Source organism: Floridaenema evergladense BLCC-F167 (assembly GCF_041929205.2).
GTDB classification, from domain to species: Bacteria; Cyanobacteriota; Cyanobacteriia; order Cyanobacteriales; family Aerosakkonemataceae; genus Floridanema; species Floridanema evergladense.
The window spans coordinates 613,882-633,048 of the sequence record NZ_CM171625.1 but is presented as its reverse complement, the minus strand read 5'-3'; the positions used below and the strand labels follow the sequence as shown (position 1 = coordinate 633,048).

Below are 19,167 nucleotides of genomic sequence, written 5' to 3'. Positions count from 1 at the left end.
CTAGTAATTTAAGAATAATCGATCGCGTTAAATGAATCAGCAACAAGAACTACAAATAAATCCAGAAACTACAGCTAATATCCTGATCGTTGATGATACCCCCGATAACTTACGACTGTTATCTACTATGTTGGCTGGGCAAGGATATTATGTGCGAAAAGCCATTAACGGACAAATGGCTTTAAAAGCAGCAGAAATGTCTCCCCCAGACTTAATATTGCTGGATGTGAATATGCCGTTGATGAACGGTTATGAAGTATGTCAAGCTTTAAAAGCTAACCCTATAACTAGCAAGATACCTGTAATTTTTATCAGTGCTTTGGATCAGGTAATAGATAAGATTAAAGCTTTTGAAGTTGGCGGAGTAGATTATATTACTAAACCCTTTCACATAGAAGAAGTTCTGGCAAGAATTAACAATCAATTAAATCAAAAGAAATTATCAGAACAATTAGAATCTAAAAATCAGCAGTTGCAAGCAGAAATTAGCGATCGCAGAAAAGCCGAAATCAAAATTCGCCTGTTATTAGCAGCGACTCAAGCCATTAGTCGCGCCGAAAAGTTTGACACTGCTATTGAAGTAATTCTACATTTAATTTGCAAAACGATCGGCTGGGATTTCGGTGAAGCTTGGATTCCAAATAGCGATCGACAACTCTTGGAATGTTCGCCTGCTTGGTATGCCAGCGAACCAGAGTTGGAAACATTTAGACAAGCAAGTTTACAATTTACATTTGCTTACAACATAGGATTACCTGGAAGAATTTGGCGATATCGACAGCCAGAATGGATTGAAAATCTCGCAACTGAATCACCAGAGAATTTTTATCGTCAAGAAATGGTTGTTGCTGTTGGATTAAATAGTTGTTTTAGTGTTCCCATTTTACTTGGTGATGAAGTCTTAGCAGTTTTAGTTTTCTTCAAAAAAGCCCGTGCTCAAGAAGAAGCAAATTTACTGGAACTCGTTAGTGCTGTTGCTACACAATTAGGTTCATTAATTCAACGCAAACGTGCCGAAGAAGCTTTAAGATTAGCTGAACAAAGATATCATAGCATTGTCGAAAACGCAGTAGATGGAATTTTTCAAAGCACACCTTCAGGACGTTATATTAGTGCTAATCCTGCTTTAGCAAAAATTTATGGTTATGATTCGCCAGAGGAATTAATTGCAGTTTTGAGTAATATTTCCCATCAGCTTTATGTCGATTCCGATCGCCGCCAAGAATTTGTGAAGAAAATGGAAGAAGAACACGCTGTTTATGGATTTGAATCTTTAATTCGGCGTAAAGATGGTAAAGTAATTTGGATTAGCGAAAATGCCCGTGCAGTGCGTGATTCTACAGGAAAATTGCTGTATTATGAAGGTACAGTTTCGGATATTACTGTGCGTAAAGTAGCGCAAGAAGCTCTGCGTTACCAAAAAGAACAAACAGAAGAATTATTACTCAATATCCTTCCGCAACCGATCGCCGAGAGATTACAAACAGAACAAGGTACGATCGCTGATAATTTTGAAAATGTTACAGTTTTATTTGCTGATTTAGTTGGTTTCACTGAATTGTCAGCTAACACATCTCCTAGAGAACTAGTAGAAAACTTGAATATAGTATTCTCTGAATTCGATCGCTTAGCTGAACATTATGGCTTAGAAAAGATTAAAACTATTGGTGATGCTTACATGGCTGTAGCTGGATTACCTACTTCTCGTCCCGATCATGCAGAAGCCGCAGCTGAAATGGCATTGGATATGCTAATAAAAATTGCTGAATTTAATAGCAAAGCTGGTACAACTTTTAATCTCCGAATTGGACTGAATACAGGTCCAGTTATAGCTGGTGTAATAGGAATTAAAAAATTTAGTTACGATTTATGGGGTGATACAGTTAACACGGCTAGTCGCATGGAATCTCAAGGCATTCCCGGTGCTATTCAAGTTAGCGATAGGACATACTTTTTGCTAAAAGGTAAGTATGAGTTAACTAAGCGGGGTACTATTTATATTAAAGGTAAGGGGGAAATGGTAACTTATTTGCTTGGAGGCAAACAGCAAAATTAGTGCCGAAAATCTGTAGGTTGCCAAATTTCAGCTAGGAATTTCCGTTCTACTAAATTTGCTGATTCTCTAGTTGTCTTTCTTGCCGAACCAATTTGCCAATTTGTCTGAGCAATATTTGAGGAACTTACTGGTATGAGAAAATGTATCGAGAAAGTAACTGTGGCTGCTAGTAAAAGTTTTTCTAACATTTCTAACTCCCCCCCAAGAGTGGTTAAATTACCGCTCTAATACTGATAGTATTACTATCAGCTTTTTATGGGTTTATTAGAGTGATTCAACTCTCTGAAAAACTGTGACTATTATTTAATAATTAAGTGATTGAAGTCACAGTTAGTTGAGCAGAAAGGGAACAGGGAATAAGAGACAGCTAGAAGAAATTTATTTGTTCCTTGTTCCCTCAGCAATATCATTTAGATCCCAATACTGCTCGGTTAAGCTTTTTTTGGCATAGAAGGGCGAAGCATTTAGACAGAAAAGTTAGGGTTTGAGGTGATAAATTGTCGCCCAAATGCTTCGCCCCTACCCAAAACCCGAGCAGTATTGACTTAGATCCAGCCAGCGCTAAGGGCTAAACCTGCTAAACCTTGCAGCAGATTAAACAAATTTTCGCCAATACTGGGGCCTCGCTTTTTGGGGTTGTTGAGTTGTTCGATTCCGGCAACTATCTGTTGCGCGGCTTTAGCTCCCTCTTGATTACCTTGAGCAGTGTAAAGTTGAGCTGCTTTTTTGCTATCAGCAAGCGCTCCTGCTCGATCGCCCTGATTAAATTGTACCATCCCCCGACCTAAGTAAGCATTCGCATAATCAGGTTTCATCACTAAAGCTTGGTTAAGCAATTCCAGCGCCCTTTGGTGATTATCTCTCTCAGCTTCTGCCATTCCCCAACGGTAAAAATCTTCGGCATTACCCGTATAATTTGGCAGTCCAACTGCACCCAGCAAATTAGCATTAACTAAATTCGTCCCAACTAAATTTGCCTGAGATAAAAAAGCACCTCTTAAATCAGCAGCAGTAAGATTAGCGCCGCTAAGGTTAGCACCGCTAAGGTTAGCACCATGCAGACTGGCACCCATCAAGTTAGCACCCCTGAGATCGGCACCCATCAGGTTAGCACGGCTGAGGTTGGCTCGACTCAGATCGGCACCAGTCAAATCGGCACCTACTAGATTAGCCATCACTAATCCAGCATCAGTTAAATCGCATTGCGAACATTTTTTGGTGGCAAGTAGCTGTCTGGTATGTTCGGGATTAGCTGCAAGTCCAGGACCGATCAGACTAAATGTGGTTAGTAAAGTGACGCTGGCTATGGGTGTGAATTTCATAAGCTTACCTGCGTTGTTATGAGAACTTTTTTACATAACAGAATTTTGCTCAATCAAGGCGTTTTACACAAGTCTTTTTCCCAACGGAGTTTGACTTTTTCCGGTGAAACGCTCTTTTATCTAGAGGTTTGGTTATGCTACACCTGAATATAAAAGAGATAAATTTATGTACAGGTTACTTACCGGAAGGTTAAAGCTAGAAAGATTAACAGTGCCGATCGCTAATTTACCTCCATCCTTACAGGGTACTAAAATCGTTCAACTTTCTGATTTTCATTATGATGGTTTCTGCTTGTCAGAAGCTTTGTTAGCTGAAGCGATCGCTACGAGCAATCAAATTCAACCCGATTTAATATTTCTCACAGGCGACTATGTTACCAGCGATCCGGCTGCAATTCATAAACTAATACTCCGACTTAAGCATTTAACAAGTCGCTATGGCATCTACGCTGTTTTAGGCAACCACGATATTTATTTTTCTCACTCAAAACCCACAATTATTCGAGCTTTAACTAGCATTGATATTCATGCTCTCTGGAATCAAATTGTTTATCCTTTTGGCTCGGAATTAGCCATAGTTGGATTTGCCGACCTCCGTTCTTATCAATTTAACCCAGGCGCAATCATGCCACTAATTGATTCTAAGATTCCACGCATTGTCTTAGCTCATAATCCTGATACTGCGGAGCAATTACAATCTTGGCGCGTCGATTTACAGTTATCTGGTCATACTCATGGTGGTCAAATTATTATCCCTAAACTTGGCCCACTCCCCGGACTATTGCCAGAAATTTATCGTTTCCTCCCTCAACCTTTGCGGCAACATTTGCCTTACGCTAGGAAAAAAAGCTACAAAGTGTTTCAACATTGGGAGTGGTCGCAAGGGTTACACCAAGTAGGAAAAAATTTGCTTTATGTAAATCGAGGATTAGGAACTTACTTGCCGGGAAGATTATTTTGTCGCCCGGAAATTACTGTAATTAAGTTAGTTGCTCGGCGTTGATTTTTTGCGATCGATTCTCTACAATTCCCCTAATCATCTGAGAATTGGGAATCTTTCTAATTGAATTTGTTTCGATAAGACCGAGTTTTGTGCTTCTTAAACCAATGTCGAGTACTTCTACCTGTCCATCTATATCCGAATCGGTAACGATTAACTTATCACCTTTACGATATAAATTATCAGCATAGATAATGACTGTACAACACCAGTCATAAATTACGTCTTTAATCAATAAACCGAAAGCAATTCCAGCACCGCCTAAAATTCCTACGATCGCAGTTGCAGAAACCCCTAGTATCACTTCACTACCTTTTAAAACTACTAAGAGAACTGCCGCAATTTGAAACAATTTTGGCAGGTATGGCACAATTAAATCGTCAAGTTCTGTTTCTGTGCGAACGGTTAATTTTCCAGCAACTTCTCCTAACAACGGAGCAAGTTCAAAAATTGTATAGCTCACAGTTGCAATAATAGCAAAACTGAGAAATTTGCTAATTGTTTGAGTTAAATTATCTCCTAATTCTTCTGTTAGCAACAATGGTACGACCCAACAAGTCAGAAAAAATATGAACCATCCTAAAGGCGGTTTAATTACAGCAATCAATCGATCGTCTAGTTTGCTATTTGTTAGTTTAGTTAGTTGTTCAATGCGAGCGACAATAATAGAAAAGAAAATCTGCTTAAATACCTGAGATGACAACAAAATCACCACTACAATTGCAATTTTGAATAATTCAACGCCACCCACTGTTTTGCTCTGATTTAGGATAATTTCTTGGAAATTTGACCAAAGATTCTCCATAAGTCTTCGCCTCTATTAACAAACTCTCCAATTATTTGAGTATCAATCTTAAAGCGAAAACTTTTATTGACTAACATTACTTATAATAATTTAATTATTAGCATCAAGTTGCTTAAACAACTGTAAACCCGCCTTGCTAGGAAAAATTACTGGTAGCTCAAGGCGGGTTTTTGAGATGACAAACAGTCGAATTAAATGAAACGACTGATAACGAACAGTTTTCAAAAAGAAAGAACTTTAACTCCAAAACACGGACTATACTCGCAACAGACCGGACTCTCGGCGTGCATCACCTCCATTCAAGACACTTATGCGATCGATTTGCGTTCCTAGAAAGAACAAGCAAGTTAGTAAAGCATTGAACGCAAATATAACTCTCAAAAGTGAAACTCATTCCGGTTATCTGCTGCACTAAGAATCGAGCAGGAAGGCACAGGCTCGAAACTAAACCAAGATGCGAAATTGAATGAAGATCTACTTGATTAGTGCCTTATTTAATAAAGTAGCACTTGTTTCTCAGTAATGAATGACAAGTTTACTAAACTTTAAAGAGCTTTATTGCTTGAAACACTCGCTAATGCTTTTTAATTAAGAGTGAATTCCACACTCTTTGTTCTAATTTATTTAATTACAAATGATAATGTAGAGACGTTATACATAACATCTCTACAAGGTTGTGGATTAAGAATGGAGAGGATTACTTTTATTGTCCAGCAGGACTGGTATTATCAGTACCAGAGGATGAAGTATTATCGCCAGATGTTGTAGTGTTAGTTTGATCTCCAGTATTGGAACTACTGTCACCGCTGATTCCCGAAGCAGGAGAACTTTGAACAGAAGGTGATTCTTGAGTTGAAGTTCCAGAGGATGAATTGCCAGATGATTGTTCAGTTGTATTAGGAGACTGCTGGCGAGAAGCAGGTGGAACAGTAATATTAACGTTTGGTGTTGGTTGTGGTGTGGATGCAGGTTGTTCAATATTAATATTTGGTGCAGGTGTAGTTGGTGTTTGTCCTTGAGGAACAGGAACTACTCGCACTTCAGGATTTCTTTCAATTACTCTTTCTCTTTGAATGATTGTTGGTTGTGGTTGAGGAGAAGCAGAAGGTACAACTACGGGTGCAGGTGTAACTACAGGTTCTTGATTTTGCCGATTCCATAGATAGTAAGCGATCGCCGGAATAGCAAGCAAAGAACTCATAACCAGTCCTAAGATCAAACCACGAGCGGCATTATTATTATCACGGTCTACTTGGCGACTTTCGTTATAGCGATGTTCAGCAACTCGACCATGAACGTAACCATCTCTGTACTCGTCTCTAATAGTGTCAGTGCTTCTTGGTACTTCCGTGTAATTACTTTCGTTAGAGTCGCGATTAATTTCACGATTGGATGATGTGCGCTTATTATCCTCGTTATACATTGTTTTAACCAGAACTCATCAAAATCTTTTTCATTTTGAGAATAGCTCTTGATTTAGCGAGTCTGGCTCTATCGCAAGTGAGGATCGTCTTTCTATCGAAAGATAGTCTTCTTTAGGATTGGAAACTAAGTACTAGGTATTAGGTAAGAGAAGGTAAATAAAGGAGAGTACAAAGCAGTATTGCGATCGCTCTCGTCCTGTTTTCCTTTGCATTCTTTGGAGTTCAAAAAAGAGCGATCGCAATTTTTTAATTAAGACATTGCTAAGTCTAGCGGTTTAGAATAGGGTCAGATTTTCAGAGGTATATAAAGTAAAGAAGTATGCAGTTAAGTTTTAAATATCTACAGTTTATTATTGAAGCACTTGATTATCGGATTGAAAATCCCGAGCTTCAAATAGCCAGCATTAATAAACTTCAAGTTTATGCTTCTGGGGGTAAGATTGTCAGCCCATATTTTGGTGCAGTTGCTAGTAGCTTGTCGATCGCAGCTTGATCCGGCGCAGGTGGATTAAATGGATCGGTTACAGGTCTGCCAACTTCAGCAAAAAACATTTCCAAACCAGCAGGTGTTACCCAACATAACATTCGCGATCGCGTCGTTCCAGTATTTTTTAAGCTGTGTTTTTGTCCCTTGGGAGAATGTAAGAATGTACCAGGTGTCGCCAAAATAATTTGGTCATCTAAGCGAAACTCAACTTCACCCTCAAGAATGTAAAACGCTTCATCTTCACGACTATGAATATGGGGAGGCGTACCGACCTCTGGATTACATACAATCTCAATCAGCGCATATTTTCCCTGAGTATTCTGCCCCAATGCCTTAAAGGTGACAGTATCACCGACAACTGTCACTACATCGCCTTCTTGAGGCATCATGACTATTCCTTGCTGGTTTAGAGTCATCTTATATCCTCCTTTCTGCTAAGTGTTCAGTATCCAACTATGTAGTCGGATATAATGATTTTGCTTACAAACTAAATTATAGTTCTCTAGTTTTGTTCAAAAAATAGATCGCATAAAAATCTTATTCATTAGCCTTTAGATAGATAGTTTGAAAATTACTATAGAATTTTTTTGATTTTTAGAGGTAGATGTGAAAAAGCGATCGCCATTTTTTATGAAGCTATAAAAACGAAAAGCCAAAGGCGGTACAATTGTAAAATTGCGTCCGTTGTACTTAGTCTATGAGAGAAATTTTATTCTACCGCACAGACTCGGATCGCTGCCCCGTTGAAGAATTTCTTGATTCTTTGTCTGGGAAACAAGCCCAAAAAGTTCTTTGGGTGCTACGCTTAATTCAAGAACTTGATTCTATTCCTAGTAGATATTTTAAGAAATTGGTCAACACTGATGATATTTGGGAGGTTAGGATTAATCAAGGAAATAATACTTTTCGGCTGTTGGGCTTCTTTGATAATGATAACTTAGTTATTTTAACCAACGGATTTGCTAAAAAAACACAAAAAGTTCCATCTCAAGAAATAGATTTAGCAGAACAGCGAAAACGAGATTATTTAAGCAGGAGACAGAATAATGAATGATGTAGAAAAATACATTAAAAACCGCAAAAAAATTGATCCTGAGTTTGCTGAAGGTTTTGAGTCGGGATATGCAAGTTTTAAAATTGGTGTGCTGCTGGCGCAAGCAAGGGAAGAAGCTGGAATAACAAAGAAAGAATTAGCACGGAAGTTAAATAAGCATCAATCCCTAATCTCTAGAATAGAGAATCATGCAGAAAATGTTGGCATTTCTACTCTAGAAAAATATGCCAATGCTTTAGGAAAAAAAATTACCATAGAAATTTCTTGATTTTTAGAGGTATATGTGAAAAAGCGATCGCAACATTCCACAGCAATTAAATAGTTGCTAAACTTGAATTATACGATCGGGGGATTTGTGCGATCTCTACTATCACTTCATCAACGGTAAAATTTATGAGTAGAACACCCTCTCCTGAAGAAGGTCGGGAAATCGTGAAATGGTTAAATCGAAATCGCCAACTCTTTAAAAAGTATGCTCATCAATATGTGGCATATAATACTAACGGAATTATTACTCATGGTGAAAATTTACGGGAAGTTATTGATAAAGCAGACGCTTCTGGAGAGATTTATTTAATTTATTTAGTTCCAGGTTTTACAGGCTCTATTGTAATTTTATAAATTTAATGAAACAAGATTGCTATTATATTTAAAAGGCGGATAAAAGGCGGTTAAAACCGCTACTACACAAACAAAGTCCGCCTACGCGGACTCTGAAACCTGCGTAGGCAGGTTTTGTCTCTATAGCTGGGACTTGAGTCCCAAAAGCGATTCACCAAAACAAATCACAAAAATCTATAATTTATAAGAGTTTGTCATTTATATTTAACTTTTTGCCTAACTGAACCATGACCACTACTCCCCGTCGCTATCACATTACCACCTTCGGCTGTCAAATGAATAAAGCCGACTCCGAACGCATGGCTGGTATCTTGGAAGATATGGGTTTTGAGTGGTCGGAAGATCCTAATGATGCTAATCTGATTCTCTACAATACCTGTACAATTCGGGATAATGCCGAACAAAAAGTTTATTCTTATCTGGGAAGACAGGCGAAACGCAAACAAGAACAACCGGATTTAACATTAATTGTTGCAGGTTGTGTGGCGCAACAAGAAGGTGAAGCTTTACTGCGGCGAGTGCCTGAATTAGACTTAGTAATGGGGCCGCAACACGCTAACCGTTTAGAAGATTTATTGGAACAGGTTTTTAATGGCAATCAAGTAATTGCAACGGAAGCTGTTCATATTATGGAAGATATCACTAAACCTCGGCGTGATAGTGCTGTTACTGCTTGGGTGAATGTGATTTATGGTTGCAATGAACGTTGTACTTATTGTGTTGTTCCCAATGTTCGAGGAGTAGAACAATCTCGTACTCCTGAAGCGATTCTTCGGGAAGTTGAAGAGTTAGCAAGTCAGGGTTATAAAGAGATAACTTTACTCGGTCAAAATATTGATGCTTACGGTAGAGATTTACCGGGAGTTACACCGGAAGGAAGACACAAACATACTCTGACAGATTTGCTGTATTTTATTCATGATGTCCCTGGTATTGAACGGATTCGTTTTGCGACTTCTCACCCTCGTTATTTCACGGAAAGATTGATTAAAGCTTGTGCGGAATTGCGGAAAGTTTGCGAACATTTCCACATTCCTTTTCAATCGGGAGATAATGAAATTCTCAAGGCAATGGCTAGGGGTTATACTCAGGAAAAATACCGCCGAATTATTGATACAATTCGCCGTTATATGCCAGATGCGGCGATTAGTGCGGATGCAATTGTCGGTTTTCCTGGGGAGACTGAAGCGCAGTTTGAAAATACTTTGAAGTTGGTTGAAGAGATTGGTTTTGATTTATTAAATACTGCTGCTTATTCTCCCCGTCCGGGTACGCCTGCTGCTGTTTGGGAGAATCAACTTTCGGAAGAGGTGAAAGCGGATAGATTACAACGTTTAAATCACTTGGTTTCTATTAAAGCATCTGAGCGATCGCAACGCTACCAAAACCGCATCGAAGAAGTCTTAGTCGAAGACCAAAATCCCAAAGATTCAACTCAAGTCATGGGAAGAACTCGCGGAAATCGTCTCACCTTTTTCCCCGGTAATATTAGCGAATTCAAAGGTCAAATAGTTAAAGTAAAAATTATCGAAGTTCGCGCCTTTAGTTTAACCGGAGAAAGCATTGTTCAATCTTCTCCCGTTGAATGCTTAACCGTCTAATAATTAACTAATTAACGCAAGTTGCTAGTGATTAATTCTTTCGGAGTTCCCCCCTTGAGTAAGGGGGGTTAGGGGGGATCTAACGCTGTGATTACTGGGTTTAGATCCCCCCAACCCCCCTTACTCAAGGGGGGCTAAGAAATAACTAGACTTGTAACTAGCAACTTGAATTAATTAGTGTGGTAGAGACGTTTCATGAAACGTCTCTATAGTTTTATCTGCGTTGATCTGCGATTTTCAATTCCCAAATGTAAAAATTTTAGTATAAAAGATAAAAATTACTGGCTGTAAGCATACTATTAACATGGAAGCCCAAGATTAAATATTAAGCATAATTGGGTAAAGAAAAGGTAAAGATGAAAATAAGATTTTTAGCCGCCTTGGTACTACTTAGCTGCATCTCTGTAACAATTCCTCACGCTGTTTTTTCTCAACCTAAAACAGGTGCAAACACTTTTTCCTCTGGTTTCTGGCAACCCCAAGCACAGGTTAACCCCAAACAACCAATTCAAATTACCCTTTTGAATCAATCAGGTTTTCCTGTTAATTATGGTTTCGGTCGTAATGCACCAGGAAATTTGCCTCCAAACAGTACTAGTAATTTTACGGCAGGAAGCATTAATGAAATTTCTGATATTGTTAATGTTAATATTTACTCTCCACAAATATTAGCGTTTGACTACAGCACTGACCCTCAACGAAATCAACTTTTTGTTCGCATTCGTTTAGCAACTAATCCCGCAGACGAAGACAAGTCAGTTTATATTGATGAAACTGGGAGAGTTTACTCTTTTTAAGGTTCGTTGTGACGACTTCAGTCGTTCACTCTTAACAGTGGGATGGTGCGTTACGTTATCACTAACGCACCCTACAATAAGTAATGTTATTAGATAGAAAGATTAATTATGCGATCGCTACATATTCTTCATTTAGTTGGTTCTGCTGAAAGTGATTTTTACTGTGATTTATCACGCCTTTATGCTCAAGATTGTCTCACAGCAACAGCAGATCCATGCTATGAATTTCTGATTGCATATATTACACCCGATCGCAATTGGCGATTTCCCGATTCTCTCAGTTTAGATGATATTGCGATCGCCAAACATAAGACTCTATTTGAGGCGATCGAATTTATCACAACGCAAAACATTGACCTGGTTTTACCACAAATGTTTTGTCTTCCGGGAATGACTTATTACCGAGGTTTATTCGACTTGCTGAAAATTCCTTATATCGGTAATACTTCTGATGTTATGGCGATCGGATCTCACAAAGCAAGAGCTAAAGCAATTGTCGCCGCAGCAGGGGTAAAAGTACCTCGCGGAGAAGTTCTTCGTAAAGGAGATGTTCCGACAATTCTACCTCCAGCAGTCGTTAAACCTGCAAGTTCTGACAACTCTTTAGGAGTAGTTTTAGTTAAAGATTTTACTGAATATGATACTGCCTTGAAAAAAGCATTTGAATATGATTCGGAAGTGATAGTTGAAGAATTCATCGAACTAGGTCGAGAAGTCAGATGTGGCATTATTGTTAAAGACGGAGAATTAGTGGGTTTACCTCTTGAAGAGTATTTAGTAGATCCTCAGAAAAAACCGATTCGCAACTATGCTGATAAAATCCAAAAAAATGACGATGGTAACTTATTTTTAACTGCTAAAGATAATATTACTGCTTGGATTGTAGACCCTAAAGATCCGCTTACCGCAAAGGTTCAAGAAGTAGCTAAAAAGTGTCATCAAGCTTTAGGTTGTCGTCATTACAGTTTATTTGATTTTCGCATCGATCCAAAGGGAGAACCTTGGTTTTTAGAAGCAGGTTTGTATTGTTCTTTTGCGACTAAAAGTGTGATTTCTTGTATGGCAAAAGCAGCAGGAATTTCTCTAAAAGAGTTATTAAAGATGGCGATAAATGAAATATAAAGTACGTAGTTGCGCTTCAGCGCTAAATAAGAGCGCTGAAGCGCAACTACGTACCTTTAGTCTCCACCGATTTCAACGAGTTTACCAATGTTGAAATCTATCCTGATCCAACCTTTAAATTTTTGTAGGTTTTTGAGTAATAATAAGGTGATTTGCCAGTGAGGTACCATTAAAAATGGTAGGGGATCGTTAAGTTGAAAGATGGCATCTTTACCACGCAAAATAATGTTTAATCTGGTTTTTAGTTGTTCGATCGATCGCACTCCAGTCAACCGCCAAATTTCATGGTACAACCAATAAGTTGGTTTACTATTCGCTAAAGGTTGCAAGGGATAATTGGAATCTGATTCATCATTCAAATAAGCATCTGCCAATTTTGGATGATTGTAAAACATAGTAATTGCTGAGTGAGTGCGGGGATTACATTCGATCGCATAAACCGTTCCATCTTCCGCTTCCATAAAATCAAACGAAATTTGTCCGGTTAATTTGAATTCCCGGAAAAAATGACTCACCCACTCAAAGATTCTCCGATTATCCACGTTTTCATAATTTACTTGAAAAGCGGAAGATTCACAGCAACAATGTACTCTTAAATCGCCATTTCTCACAGTGCTGTGTGTGCAATACTCTTTTCCTGGTATGAATTCTTGCATAATCCAAGGATTGTCTTTACTAATCGGTAAACTGCGAACATGATTCGCCATTTTTTCTCTAGATTCCATTGGGAATTTAGTCATGTCTAAACGATGCACGGAATCGTAAGCAATACTTTTTAAAATATACTTGCGCGTTTCTTGGGAAAAGTCGAAATTCAGCACTTCTTCGGGGTTTGTAATTAAAAAAGTTTTGGGAACAGGTAAATTTAGCGATCGCGCTTTTTCCGCAAAAGTAAACTTATCATCCAGCATTTTTGTGACTTCAGCATCGCAGTGAAAAACTTCACAACAACCTGATAAAATTGGTTTAGCTAAAGAGTCATAATAACTTTGAATCGGACTACAAACCGGAACATAAACATCGATGTTTTCTTGTTTAGCTATTTCCAATAAAGCTTGAGTATAACCTTCAGGATCTTTTGACGGTGCGGGAATAGTATAAAAGCGATCGACCGCGTTAGAAAAGCGATGTCCAACTAACCAATATTTATGAGTTTCAACTAATACCACCCGATGTCCAGCTGCGTGAAACGATCGCGCCAGTTGCAACGCCTTCGTCATCTTCCCACCAGTCAGCATAATATTTTTCGGATTCGGGTTTTTTACTCTTGGTTTTTGCCAAGGTTGACTAATCAAATTCCAAAATAATGCTGTTAATACAATCGTTAAATTAAAGGGAAATGCGATCGTCAAAAGCGCCAAAGTCCCCAAGTTTTGCAACACCGCAAAAATCCGCTCTTTCATATCAGATTAAGTTTGATTGTGTCAATATTTTCTCGTCTTTCTCGTTCCCAGGTTCAACCTGGGAACGAAGTCTGGGAGGTTCTACCTCCCTACTTCCTCTTTTCTCGTTTGTGTACCAAGAACAAGAGGCGGAGCCTCTATTTCTCGTTCCCAGGTTCAACCTGGGAACGAGGTCTGAGAGGTTCTACCTCCCTATTTCTTCTTCCCAGTTCCGAGTCCCTAAACTCGCCTAATCACGGTTAAACCGTCTCGCAAGGGCAACAAAACCTGTTCAACTCTGGAATCTGCGGCAACAATGTGGTTAAATTGTGCGATCGCCTCTCCATTAACACTACGTTTTTCCGCAGGTAAATAAGGTTCCCCTTGAAGCAACGTATTATCCACACAAATAAACCCATTTTCTGCCAATAATCCCTTGTCTAGCAGCATCTTGAAATAGTCTACATATTCCTTTTTATCGGCATCAATAAACACCAAATCAAAGGACTCTCTCGCTGCTGCTAATTTCTCCAAAGTTTGTAAAGCTGGGGCAATTTCTACAGAAATTTTACTGCCGTGAGGTGATTCTTGAAAGCAATTTTTGGCGAAATTAGCTACATATTCATCCACTTCACAAGCAACAACTCGCCCATTTTCTGGTAATGCTTCCGCCATTGCTAACGCCGAATATCCGGTAAACATTCCAATTTCTAAAATGTTTTTTGCGCCAGTCATATAGACAAACATTTTTAAAGTTTGTCCTTCAATATGTCCCGAAAGCATTTCCTGTTCTAACTGTCGCACAGTGGCGCGATCGCTAAAGCGTTTACTCCAAGGTTCTTCGCGAGTCTTTTTCGCCAACGCCGCTAACGCAGGAGATTCTTGGGTAGTCATTTCTTCCAAGTACGGATCGATACCAGCGGCTAGTTGATATACTTCTTGCAGTGCGTTGTTAATTTCAGCGGAAACTGTCGCTGTTTCAGCCATTTTGACAACTTTTTCTAGCTTTTCTACCAAAATGCCTAAAGGAGTGACAGGTCTTGCTCGATCGCCTTTAATTACACTATCACTCATCCGCGACTCCCGACTAATTCCGGTTCTTCGCTTTCCACATAAGCGTCAACACCTGCACCTGCGCGAGGATAAGTAGCGCAAATTCGCTTGTGATCTGCTACTGCTGCTGCTAGTTCTTCGCGAGTCAAATCATTAACAAAGAAGCAAGTACCGATCGGTTTTGGCATAGCGGCGCGTAGTTGACCATCCCTAGTCAAAATAATAGACTCAGTTGCACGCCATAACAAATCGATTTCTAACAAAGGATGATCCAATGCTAAACCTAAACGACTCATTAATTGGAGAATGCGATCGCGTTCCTCAGTCGTAATATAACCCCGATTTGCTGCAATTGTAGCCGATAAAGCCATATCAATATTAACAGCATGACCGTGATATAAAGGTATGCGAGGCGTTAATTCTAAAGTCGGACTCCAAGTATGTCCGTAAGCAATTACTCGGTCTAAATCTAACTCATGCAAGTTAGAAACTTCCAACTCTAGCATTCGTTTAATTGCCAGATGATTAATTTTTTGACCAATTTCTTGCAGTTCGGAATTATCGCCAAGATAGCCGAAATGACTGTGCAGCAATTTTTCGCCGTACTTCTCCAACAATTCAAAAACTTCTCCCTGAGAAACCACAGCGATTTTCACCAATTCTGCCATACCGTTGCGAACTTGAGCAGTTGGCAAAGTCTCCAAAAATGAGAAATCCAAAATCACTTTTTGGGAAGCATGATAAGCACCCAAACGATTTTTTAGTTTCTTATGATTGACTGCGACTTTGATCGCCACACTCGCATCAATTAACCCAATTAAAGTTGTGGGAATGCGAATATAATTACTGCTGCGACGATAAACAGCACAAGCTAAACCTGTGACATCAGTAATTAAACCACCGCCAATTACCAAAACTGGTTCTTTACGAAGTAAACCAAATTCGGCAAAAGCATCAACAATTTTCTCCAAAGTCCTGAGATTTTTATCTAGTTCAGGAATGGCGATCGAAAATACTGTTAAATCGATGTTGTGGTATTGGAAATAGGACTGAATTTTCTGTCCATACAATCGATTTACATTGGCATCTACTACTGCTAAGCAGCGTCCAAATTTCTGGTAAGTGTCTGCAATCTCAGAATTTTGCGGATTAAAAACTCCATTGACATAAACGAGACTGTACTCAATCTTTTCGTAACCTGCTACATGAAATGCAGTATCAGTTACTTCGAGTTTGGTTTCGACGATACTCATGACAGCTATTTTTCTCAAAAACTTTTTGCGATGCCAATTAACACAGCAGCTTGCTGCTGTACACTTTCTAACTTAGATTACTTTTACGTTATACCATTAAATTTTGTATTTAGTGAATGTGATAATCGTCACTGTATGTTTGTCTAAATAGCAGGTAAAATGTCTAGTTTATCCATCTTTAATCAATAATTAATCTTTGTTTAAACAATACTTAATCTGTATTTAATAATATTAATTATTGACAAAAAAAAGTTTTTATACTAGAGAATTTTTGCGTAAAGCAGAGTGTTGGTTTGAGCAAAGGGCTAAGTTTCTTAGTAGTGCGATCGGCTTTATTTGACTAAATCATTCAACCTCTATCTAAATATAGAGGCTAATAGAAAAGTTAGGTAGTATAATCAATTACTTTTTAATTGTTTGTCATCATGATTTATTCAAGTCCCAGATCCCCGACTTCTTCAAGAAGTCGGGGATCTAGATTCTTAAACTAACTGACTTACCCAAAAGTCGATGTCAACTTTGAGTTTTTCAGCTAAGCGGATTAAAGGACGCATTTGGGTTAATTCCCAACCGGGAGATCGATCGCCCTTTCCCCCATCCAAAACCGCACTTACCGGAACAAAGTTAGGCATAATTTGCTTAGACAAAGCGTTAGCAAATATTTCCTGTGCCCGATCTAAAGATAAGCCAAGATTCAGACGATAGCTAACATCAACCATGCGTTCTAAACGGTGAATTTCGGCTTCCATTGTGGTGGGATTAGCATCATGTAAAAGATGCCAAAGCAACCGCAAAATTAACCGTTCCATCATTTGCTTACCTTCGCGGACTTTCAGCTGACAGCGCATACTATTAGCTTCGATCGCAACTGCTTCTAACTCGCCAATTTCTGCTAATCCAGCTTGCGGATCGTCAAAAGCTAAATCGCTGAGTACTTGTTCTAGCGATCGCATTGTCAAAATTGCCCGATTACTTAAAGCAATTTCTGCTGCCACTTGTAACTCTTGCGGTACTTGTAACTCGTCGCGATGAAACGCCCGCAAAACTCCAAAGTTATCCCGATAAACTTGGGTGTAAAGTTGATCTAACCGCACCAAAGTTTCCTGGGTTAATAAACGCATAATTCGATGGCGTTCTTCAGCAAACAAATTCTGTAAACTAAAGTTTTGATCGCCAAACAATTTAACCATTGCCAAAATTACTTGGGCGGCACTTGCTTGTTGCAAAACATCAAATAATTGTTCTTTCATTTGCGTATAAGCGCGACGGGAAGTAAACCGCTTAATGCAACAGTGGAAATCCCAACCGCCTAAATGCAATACCGCAAAGGTTAAATCTGCACTTTCCCAAGTAATTTCAGAAACCAATTTCAATTGCCCTACTGCTAAAGTTAAGGAACCCATGCGTTGCAATTGATAATCAACTTGATTAGCGGTGTAACAATAAACCCGCTGTTCTGATTGGTAGGTGGTAAACAGGGAAGAAATGGCGTAATGTGCAGCTACTTGCTGGAAGTTGACTTGTGCGGAAACTACCAACTGACGGTAAACTTCGTCACCGTTGCGGAAAGTATCGATGTTGCTGGGGGCGAGGGCGAGGCGATCGACAAACTCTTTTTCTAAATGTACACCTGCCACTTCTCCCGCTAATTCTAAAGCACGGGAAGCATAGCGGAGAATTTGCACACCTTCGGGGCGGGAAATTTCTTCAAAAAACCAGCCGCAACTGGTGTACATTAACAACGCATGACGCTGCATTTCCAACAAACGCAAAGCATCAATTCTTTCTGCCGACTCAAGTTTATGAGATTGATGTCTGATCAAAAACTGTTCGACATTGGCAGCAGATCGATCGCGAATCACCTTAATATACTCATCCCTAGCTTGCCAAGGATCGAGGAAATACTTCCGCCCCACTTCCTCGTAAACTTCAATCAAGCGATCGCGCAACCAATCTAACGCATCGCGCAAAGGTCGCCGCCATTTTTGGTGCCATCCCCCACCACCACCGCAACCGCAGTCTTCTTGCCAGCGATCGACTCCGTGACTGCAACTCCAAGCGGTCACAGGTTTTAATTCTACTTCCCAAGCGGGGGGATTCAAGCTTAAATAATGGGCGAAGTTCGTTACTTGCCAACCCCGACTGGCAAACTCGCTGGTAAAAGCATAAGCCAAGCATTTTTCTGTGCCATGCTTGTGATGTCCAAAGGTTTCGCCATCGGTAGCAGCGGAAATTAACTGGGCGGGACGGCGATCGCCTTGGATTGCCATGCCGATTCGTCCTGCTAAGTTATGAGAACTATTCAAAACATCATTAAAGCCCATATCTCTGGAGATTGGGCCGTCATAGAAGAAAATATCGATAAATTTGTCAGTTCCGGGCAAGTAACAACGGTAAGGTCGGGTGGGATCGATTTGTCCGCCTCCCACTTCCAACCATTGTGATTTCGGTTCTTTTTCTGTGGGTAAAGGTCGGCAACGTTGGGCTTGGGAAGGGGCGAGAATTAAGAAGCGAATGCCCTCGGCAATTACCGCTTCTAATGTAGCGTAATCTACAGCAGTTTCCGCCAACCACATTCCTTCGGGATCGCGATGGAAGCGGGAACGGAAGTCTTCTTTGCCCCAGCGAATTTGGGTGTATTTGTCCCTAGCGTTTGCCAAAGGCATGATGATGTGGTTGTATACTTGGGCGATCGCATTTCCATGCCCGTTTAGTCGATCGCCACTTTTCCGATCGGCCTCTAAAATTCTCTGATAAACCTCTAAATCATATTTTTCTAACCATGACATGAGTGTAGGCCCAATATTAAAACTCATGTACTCATAGTTATTAACGATCCCCACTAGTTCGCCCTTGTCATTTAACACCCTAGCGAAGGCATTAGGACGGTAGCACTCGTGGTGAATTCGTTCATTCCAATCATGAAAAGGGTCTGCACTTGGTTGCCTTTCGATCGCATCCAAGTAAGGATTTTCCCTTGGTGGTTGATAGAAATGTCCGTGAACCGTGACAAAAACTCCGGTAATTTGTTGGGGATCGATCCCCAGGTCATTATCAGTTGTTAATGCCGTGATGTTCTCAGTTTCCCCGTGAAGGGAAGTTGGTAAATCTGCGAAAGCAGTCATAAGTACTAAGTCCAATTTTGTTAGGTTAAACAGCTTGCCAACCCGCCTGTTTATTGGGTTTTAAC

The 19,167-nt window shown here is 39.7% G+C and carries 18 protein-coding genes; 9 read left to right on the top strand and 9 right to left on the bottom strand.

The window, feature by feature from the left end:
• The first annotated feature begins 31 nt into the window (after window positions 1-31).
• Window positions 32-2,056 (top strand): adenylate/guanylate cyclase domain-containing protein, encoded by a 2,025-nt coding sequence (locus tag ACE1CA_RS02940; RefSeq protein ID WP_413281292.1) that lies wholly within the window; start codon window positions 32-34, stop codon window positions 2,054-2,056.
• On the opposite strand, the gene ACE1CA_RS02935 is transcribed toward ACE1CA_RS02940, so the two are convergent.
• Together ACE1CA_RS02935 and ACE1CA_RS02930 are read right to left on the bottom strand one after the other, a co-directional pair.
• The gene (locus tag ACE1CA_RS02935) at window positions 2,053-2,244 is read right to left on the bottom strand and encodes a hypothetical protein (protein ID WP_413281293.1); all 192 of its coding nucleotides are present in this window, start codon (window positions 2,242-2,244) and stop codon (window positions 2,053-2,055) included. The genes ACE1CA_RS02940 and ACE1CA_RS02935 overlap by 4 nt on opposite strands.
• A 357-nt stretch (window positions 2,245-2,601) precedes the next feature.
• Window positions 2,602-3,378 (bottom strand): pentapeptide repeat-containing protein, encoded by a 777-nt coding sequence (locus tag ACE1CA_RS02930; RefSeq protein WP_413281294.1) that lies wholly within the window; start codon window positions 3,376-3,378, stop codon window positions 2,602-2,604.
• Window positions 3,379-3,544: 166 nt separating this feature from the next.
• On the opposite strand from ACE1CA_RS02930, the gene ACE1CA_RS02925 reads away from it, so the two are divergent.
• Window positions 3,545-4,381 (top strand): metallophosphoesterase, encoded by an 837-nt coding sequence (locus tag ACE1CA_RS02925; protein ID WP_413281295.1) that lies wholly within the window; start codon window positions 3,545-3,547, stop codon window positions 4,379-4,381.
• Here the strand turns inward: ACE1CA_RS02925 and ACE1CA_RS02920 are convergent.
• On the bottom strand, window positions 4,359-5,183 hold the full coding sequence (locus ACE1CA_RS02920; protein ID WP_413281296.1) for a mechanosensitive ion channel domain-containing protein: 825 nt from the start codon (window positions 5,181-5,183) through the stop codon (window positions 4,359-4,361). The two genes, ACE1CA_RS02925 and ACE1CA_RS02920, sit on opposite strands and share 23 nt — an antisense overlap.
• A 195-nt stretch (window positions 5,184-5,378) precedes the next feature.
• Here ACE1CA_RS02920 and ACE1CA_RS02915 point away from each other — a divergent pair, with 195 nt between their 5' ends.
• Complete coding sequence (locus ACE1CA_RS02915) at window positions 5,379-5,516, top strand: hypothetical protein (protein WP_413281297.1); 138 nt, start codon at window positions 5,379-5,381, stop codon at window positions 5,514-5,516.
• A gap of 370 nt (window positions 5,517-5,886) precedes the next feature.
• On the opposite strand, the gene ACE1CA_RS02910 is transcribed toward ACE1CA_RS02915, so the two are convergent.
• The gene (locus tag ACE1CA_RS02910) at window positions 5,887-6,606 is read right to left on the bottom strand and encodes a hypothetical protein (RefSeq protein ID WP_413281298.1); all 720 of its coding nucleotides are present in this window, start codon (window positions 6,604-6,606) and stop codon (window positions 5,887-5,889) included.
• Window positions 6,607-7,027: 421 nt separating this feature from the next.
• Window positions 7,028-7,510 (bottom strand): cupin domain-containing protein, encoded by a 483-nt coding sequence (locus tag ACE1CA_RS02905; protein WP_413281299.1) that lies wholly within the window; start codon window positions 7,508-7,510, stop codon window positions 7,028-7,030.
• Between the two features lie 281 nt (window positions 7,511-7,791).
• Between ACE1CA_RS02905 and ACE1CA_RS02900 the strand changes: the two genes are divergently transcribed.
• From ACE1CA_RS02900 to ACE1CA_RS02875, 6 genes are all read left to right on the top strand, one after another.
• Entirely contained in the window at window positions 7,792-8,148 is a 357-nt protein-coding gene (locus ACE1CA_RS02900) for a type II toxin-antitoxin system RelE/ParE family toxin (protein ID WP_413281300.1), read from the top strand.
• Window positions 8,141-8,416, top strand: coding sequence for a helix-turn-helix domain-containing protein (locus tag ACE1CA_RS02895; protein WP_413281301.1), 276 nt, complete (start codon window positions 8,141-8,143; stop codon window positions 8,414-8,416). The genes ACE1CA_RS02900 and ACE1CA_RS02895 overlap by 8 nt, the downstream gene beginning before the upstream one ends.
• A 125-nt stretch (window positions 8,417-8,541) precedes the next feature.
• Window positions 8,542-8,769, top strand: coding sequence for a DUF5678 domain-containing protein (locus tag ACE1CA_RS02890; RefSeq protein WP_413281302.1), 228 nt, complete (start codon window positions 8,542-8,544; stop codon window positions 8,767-8,769).
• A 227-nt stretch (window positions 8,770-8,996) separates the two neighbouring features.
• The gene (gene miaB, locus ACE1CA_RS02885; RefSeq protein WP_413281303.1) at window positions 8,997-10,370 is read left to right on the top strand and encodes a tRNA (N6-isopentenyl adenosine(37)-C2)-methylthiotransferase MiaB; all 1,374 of its coding nucleotides are present in this window, start codon (window positions 8,997-8,999) and stop codon (window positions 10,368-10,370) included.
• 356 nt (window positions 10,371-10,726) lie between these two features.
• Window positions 10,727-11,167 carry a hypothetical protein gene (locus ACE1CA_RS02880; protein ID WP_413281304.1) on the top strand — a complete coding sequence of 147 codons (441 nt, stop codon included), beginning with the start codon at window positions 10,727-10,729 and terminating at the stop codon, window positions 11,165-11,167.
• Between the two features lie 108 nt (window positions 11,168-11,275).
• Window positions 11,276-12,289, top strand: coding sequence for a D-alanine--D-alanine ligase family protein (locus ACE1CA_RS02875; RefSeq protein WP_486517633.1), 1,014 nt, complete (start codon window positions 11,276-11,278; stop codon window positions 12,287-12,289).
• Window positions 12,290-12,345: 56 nt separating this feature from the next.
• Here the strand turns inward: ACE1CA_RS02875 and ACE1CA_RS02870 are convergent, their stop codons facing one another.
• The 4 genes from ACE1CA_RS02870 to ACE1CA_RS02855 all read right to left on the bottom strand — a co-directional run bounded on the left by ACE1CA_RS02870 (window position 12,346) and on the right by ACE1CA_RS02855 (window position 19,102).
• Entirely contained in the window at window positions 12,346-13,692 is a 1,347-nt protein-coding gene (locus ACE1CA_RS02870) for an ATP-grasp domain-containing protein (RefSeq protein ID WP_413277629.1), read from the bottom strand.
• 219 nt (window positions 13,693-13,911) lie between these two features.
• Window positions 13,912-14,745: an O-methyltransferase gene (locus tag ACE1CA_RS02865; protein ID WP_413277628.1), complete on the bottom strand. Its 834-nt coding sequence runs from the start codon at window positions 14,743-14,745 to the stop codon at window positions 13,912-13,914.
• The gene (locus ACE1CA_RS02860; RefSeq protein ID WP_413277627.1) at window positions 14,742-15,977 is read right to left on the bottom strand and encodes a sedoheptulose 7-phosphate cyclase; all 1,236 of its coding nucleotides are present in this window, start codon (window positions 15,975-15,977) and stop codon (window positions 14,742-14,744) included. The genes ACE1CA_RS02865 and ACE1CA_RS02860 overlap by 4 nt, the downstream gene beginning before the upstream one ends.
• A gap of 482 nt (window positions 15,978-16,459) precedes the next feature.
• The gene (locus ACE1CA_RS02855) at window positions 16,460-19,102 is read right to left on the bottom strand and encodes a DUF3536 domain-containing protein (RefSeq protein WP_413277626.1); all 2,643 of its coding nucleotides are present in this window, start codon (window positions 19,100-19,102) and stop codon (window positions 16,460-16,462) included.
• Window positions 19,103-19,167: the final 65 nt, after the last annotated feature.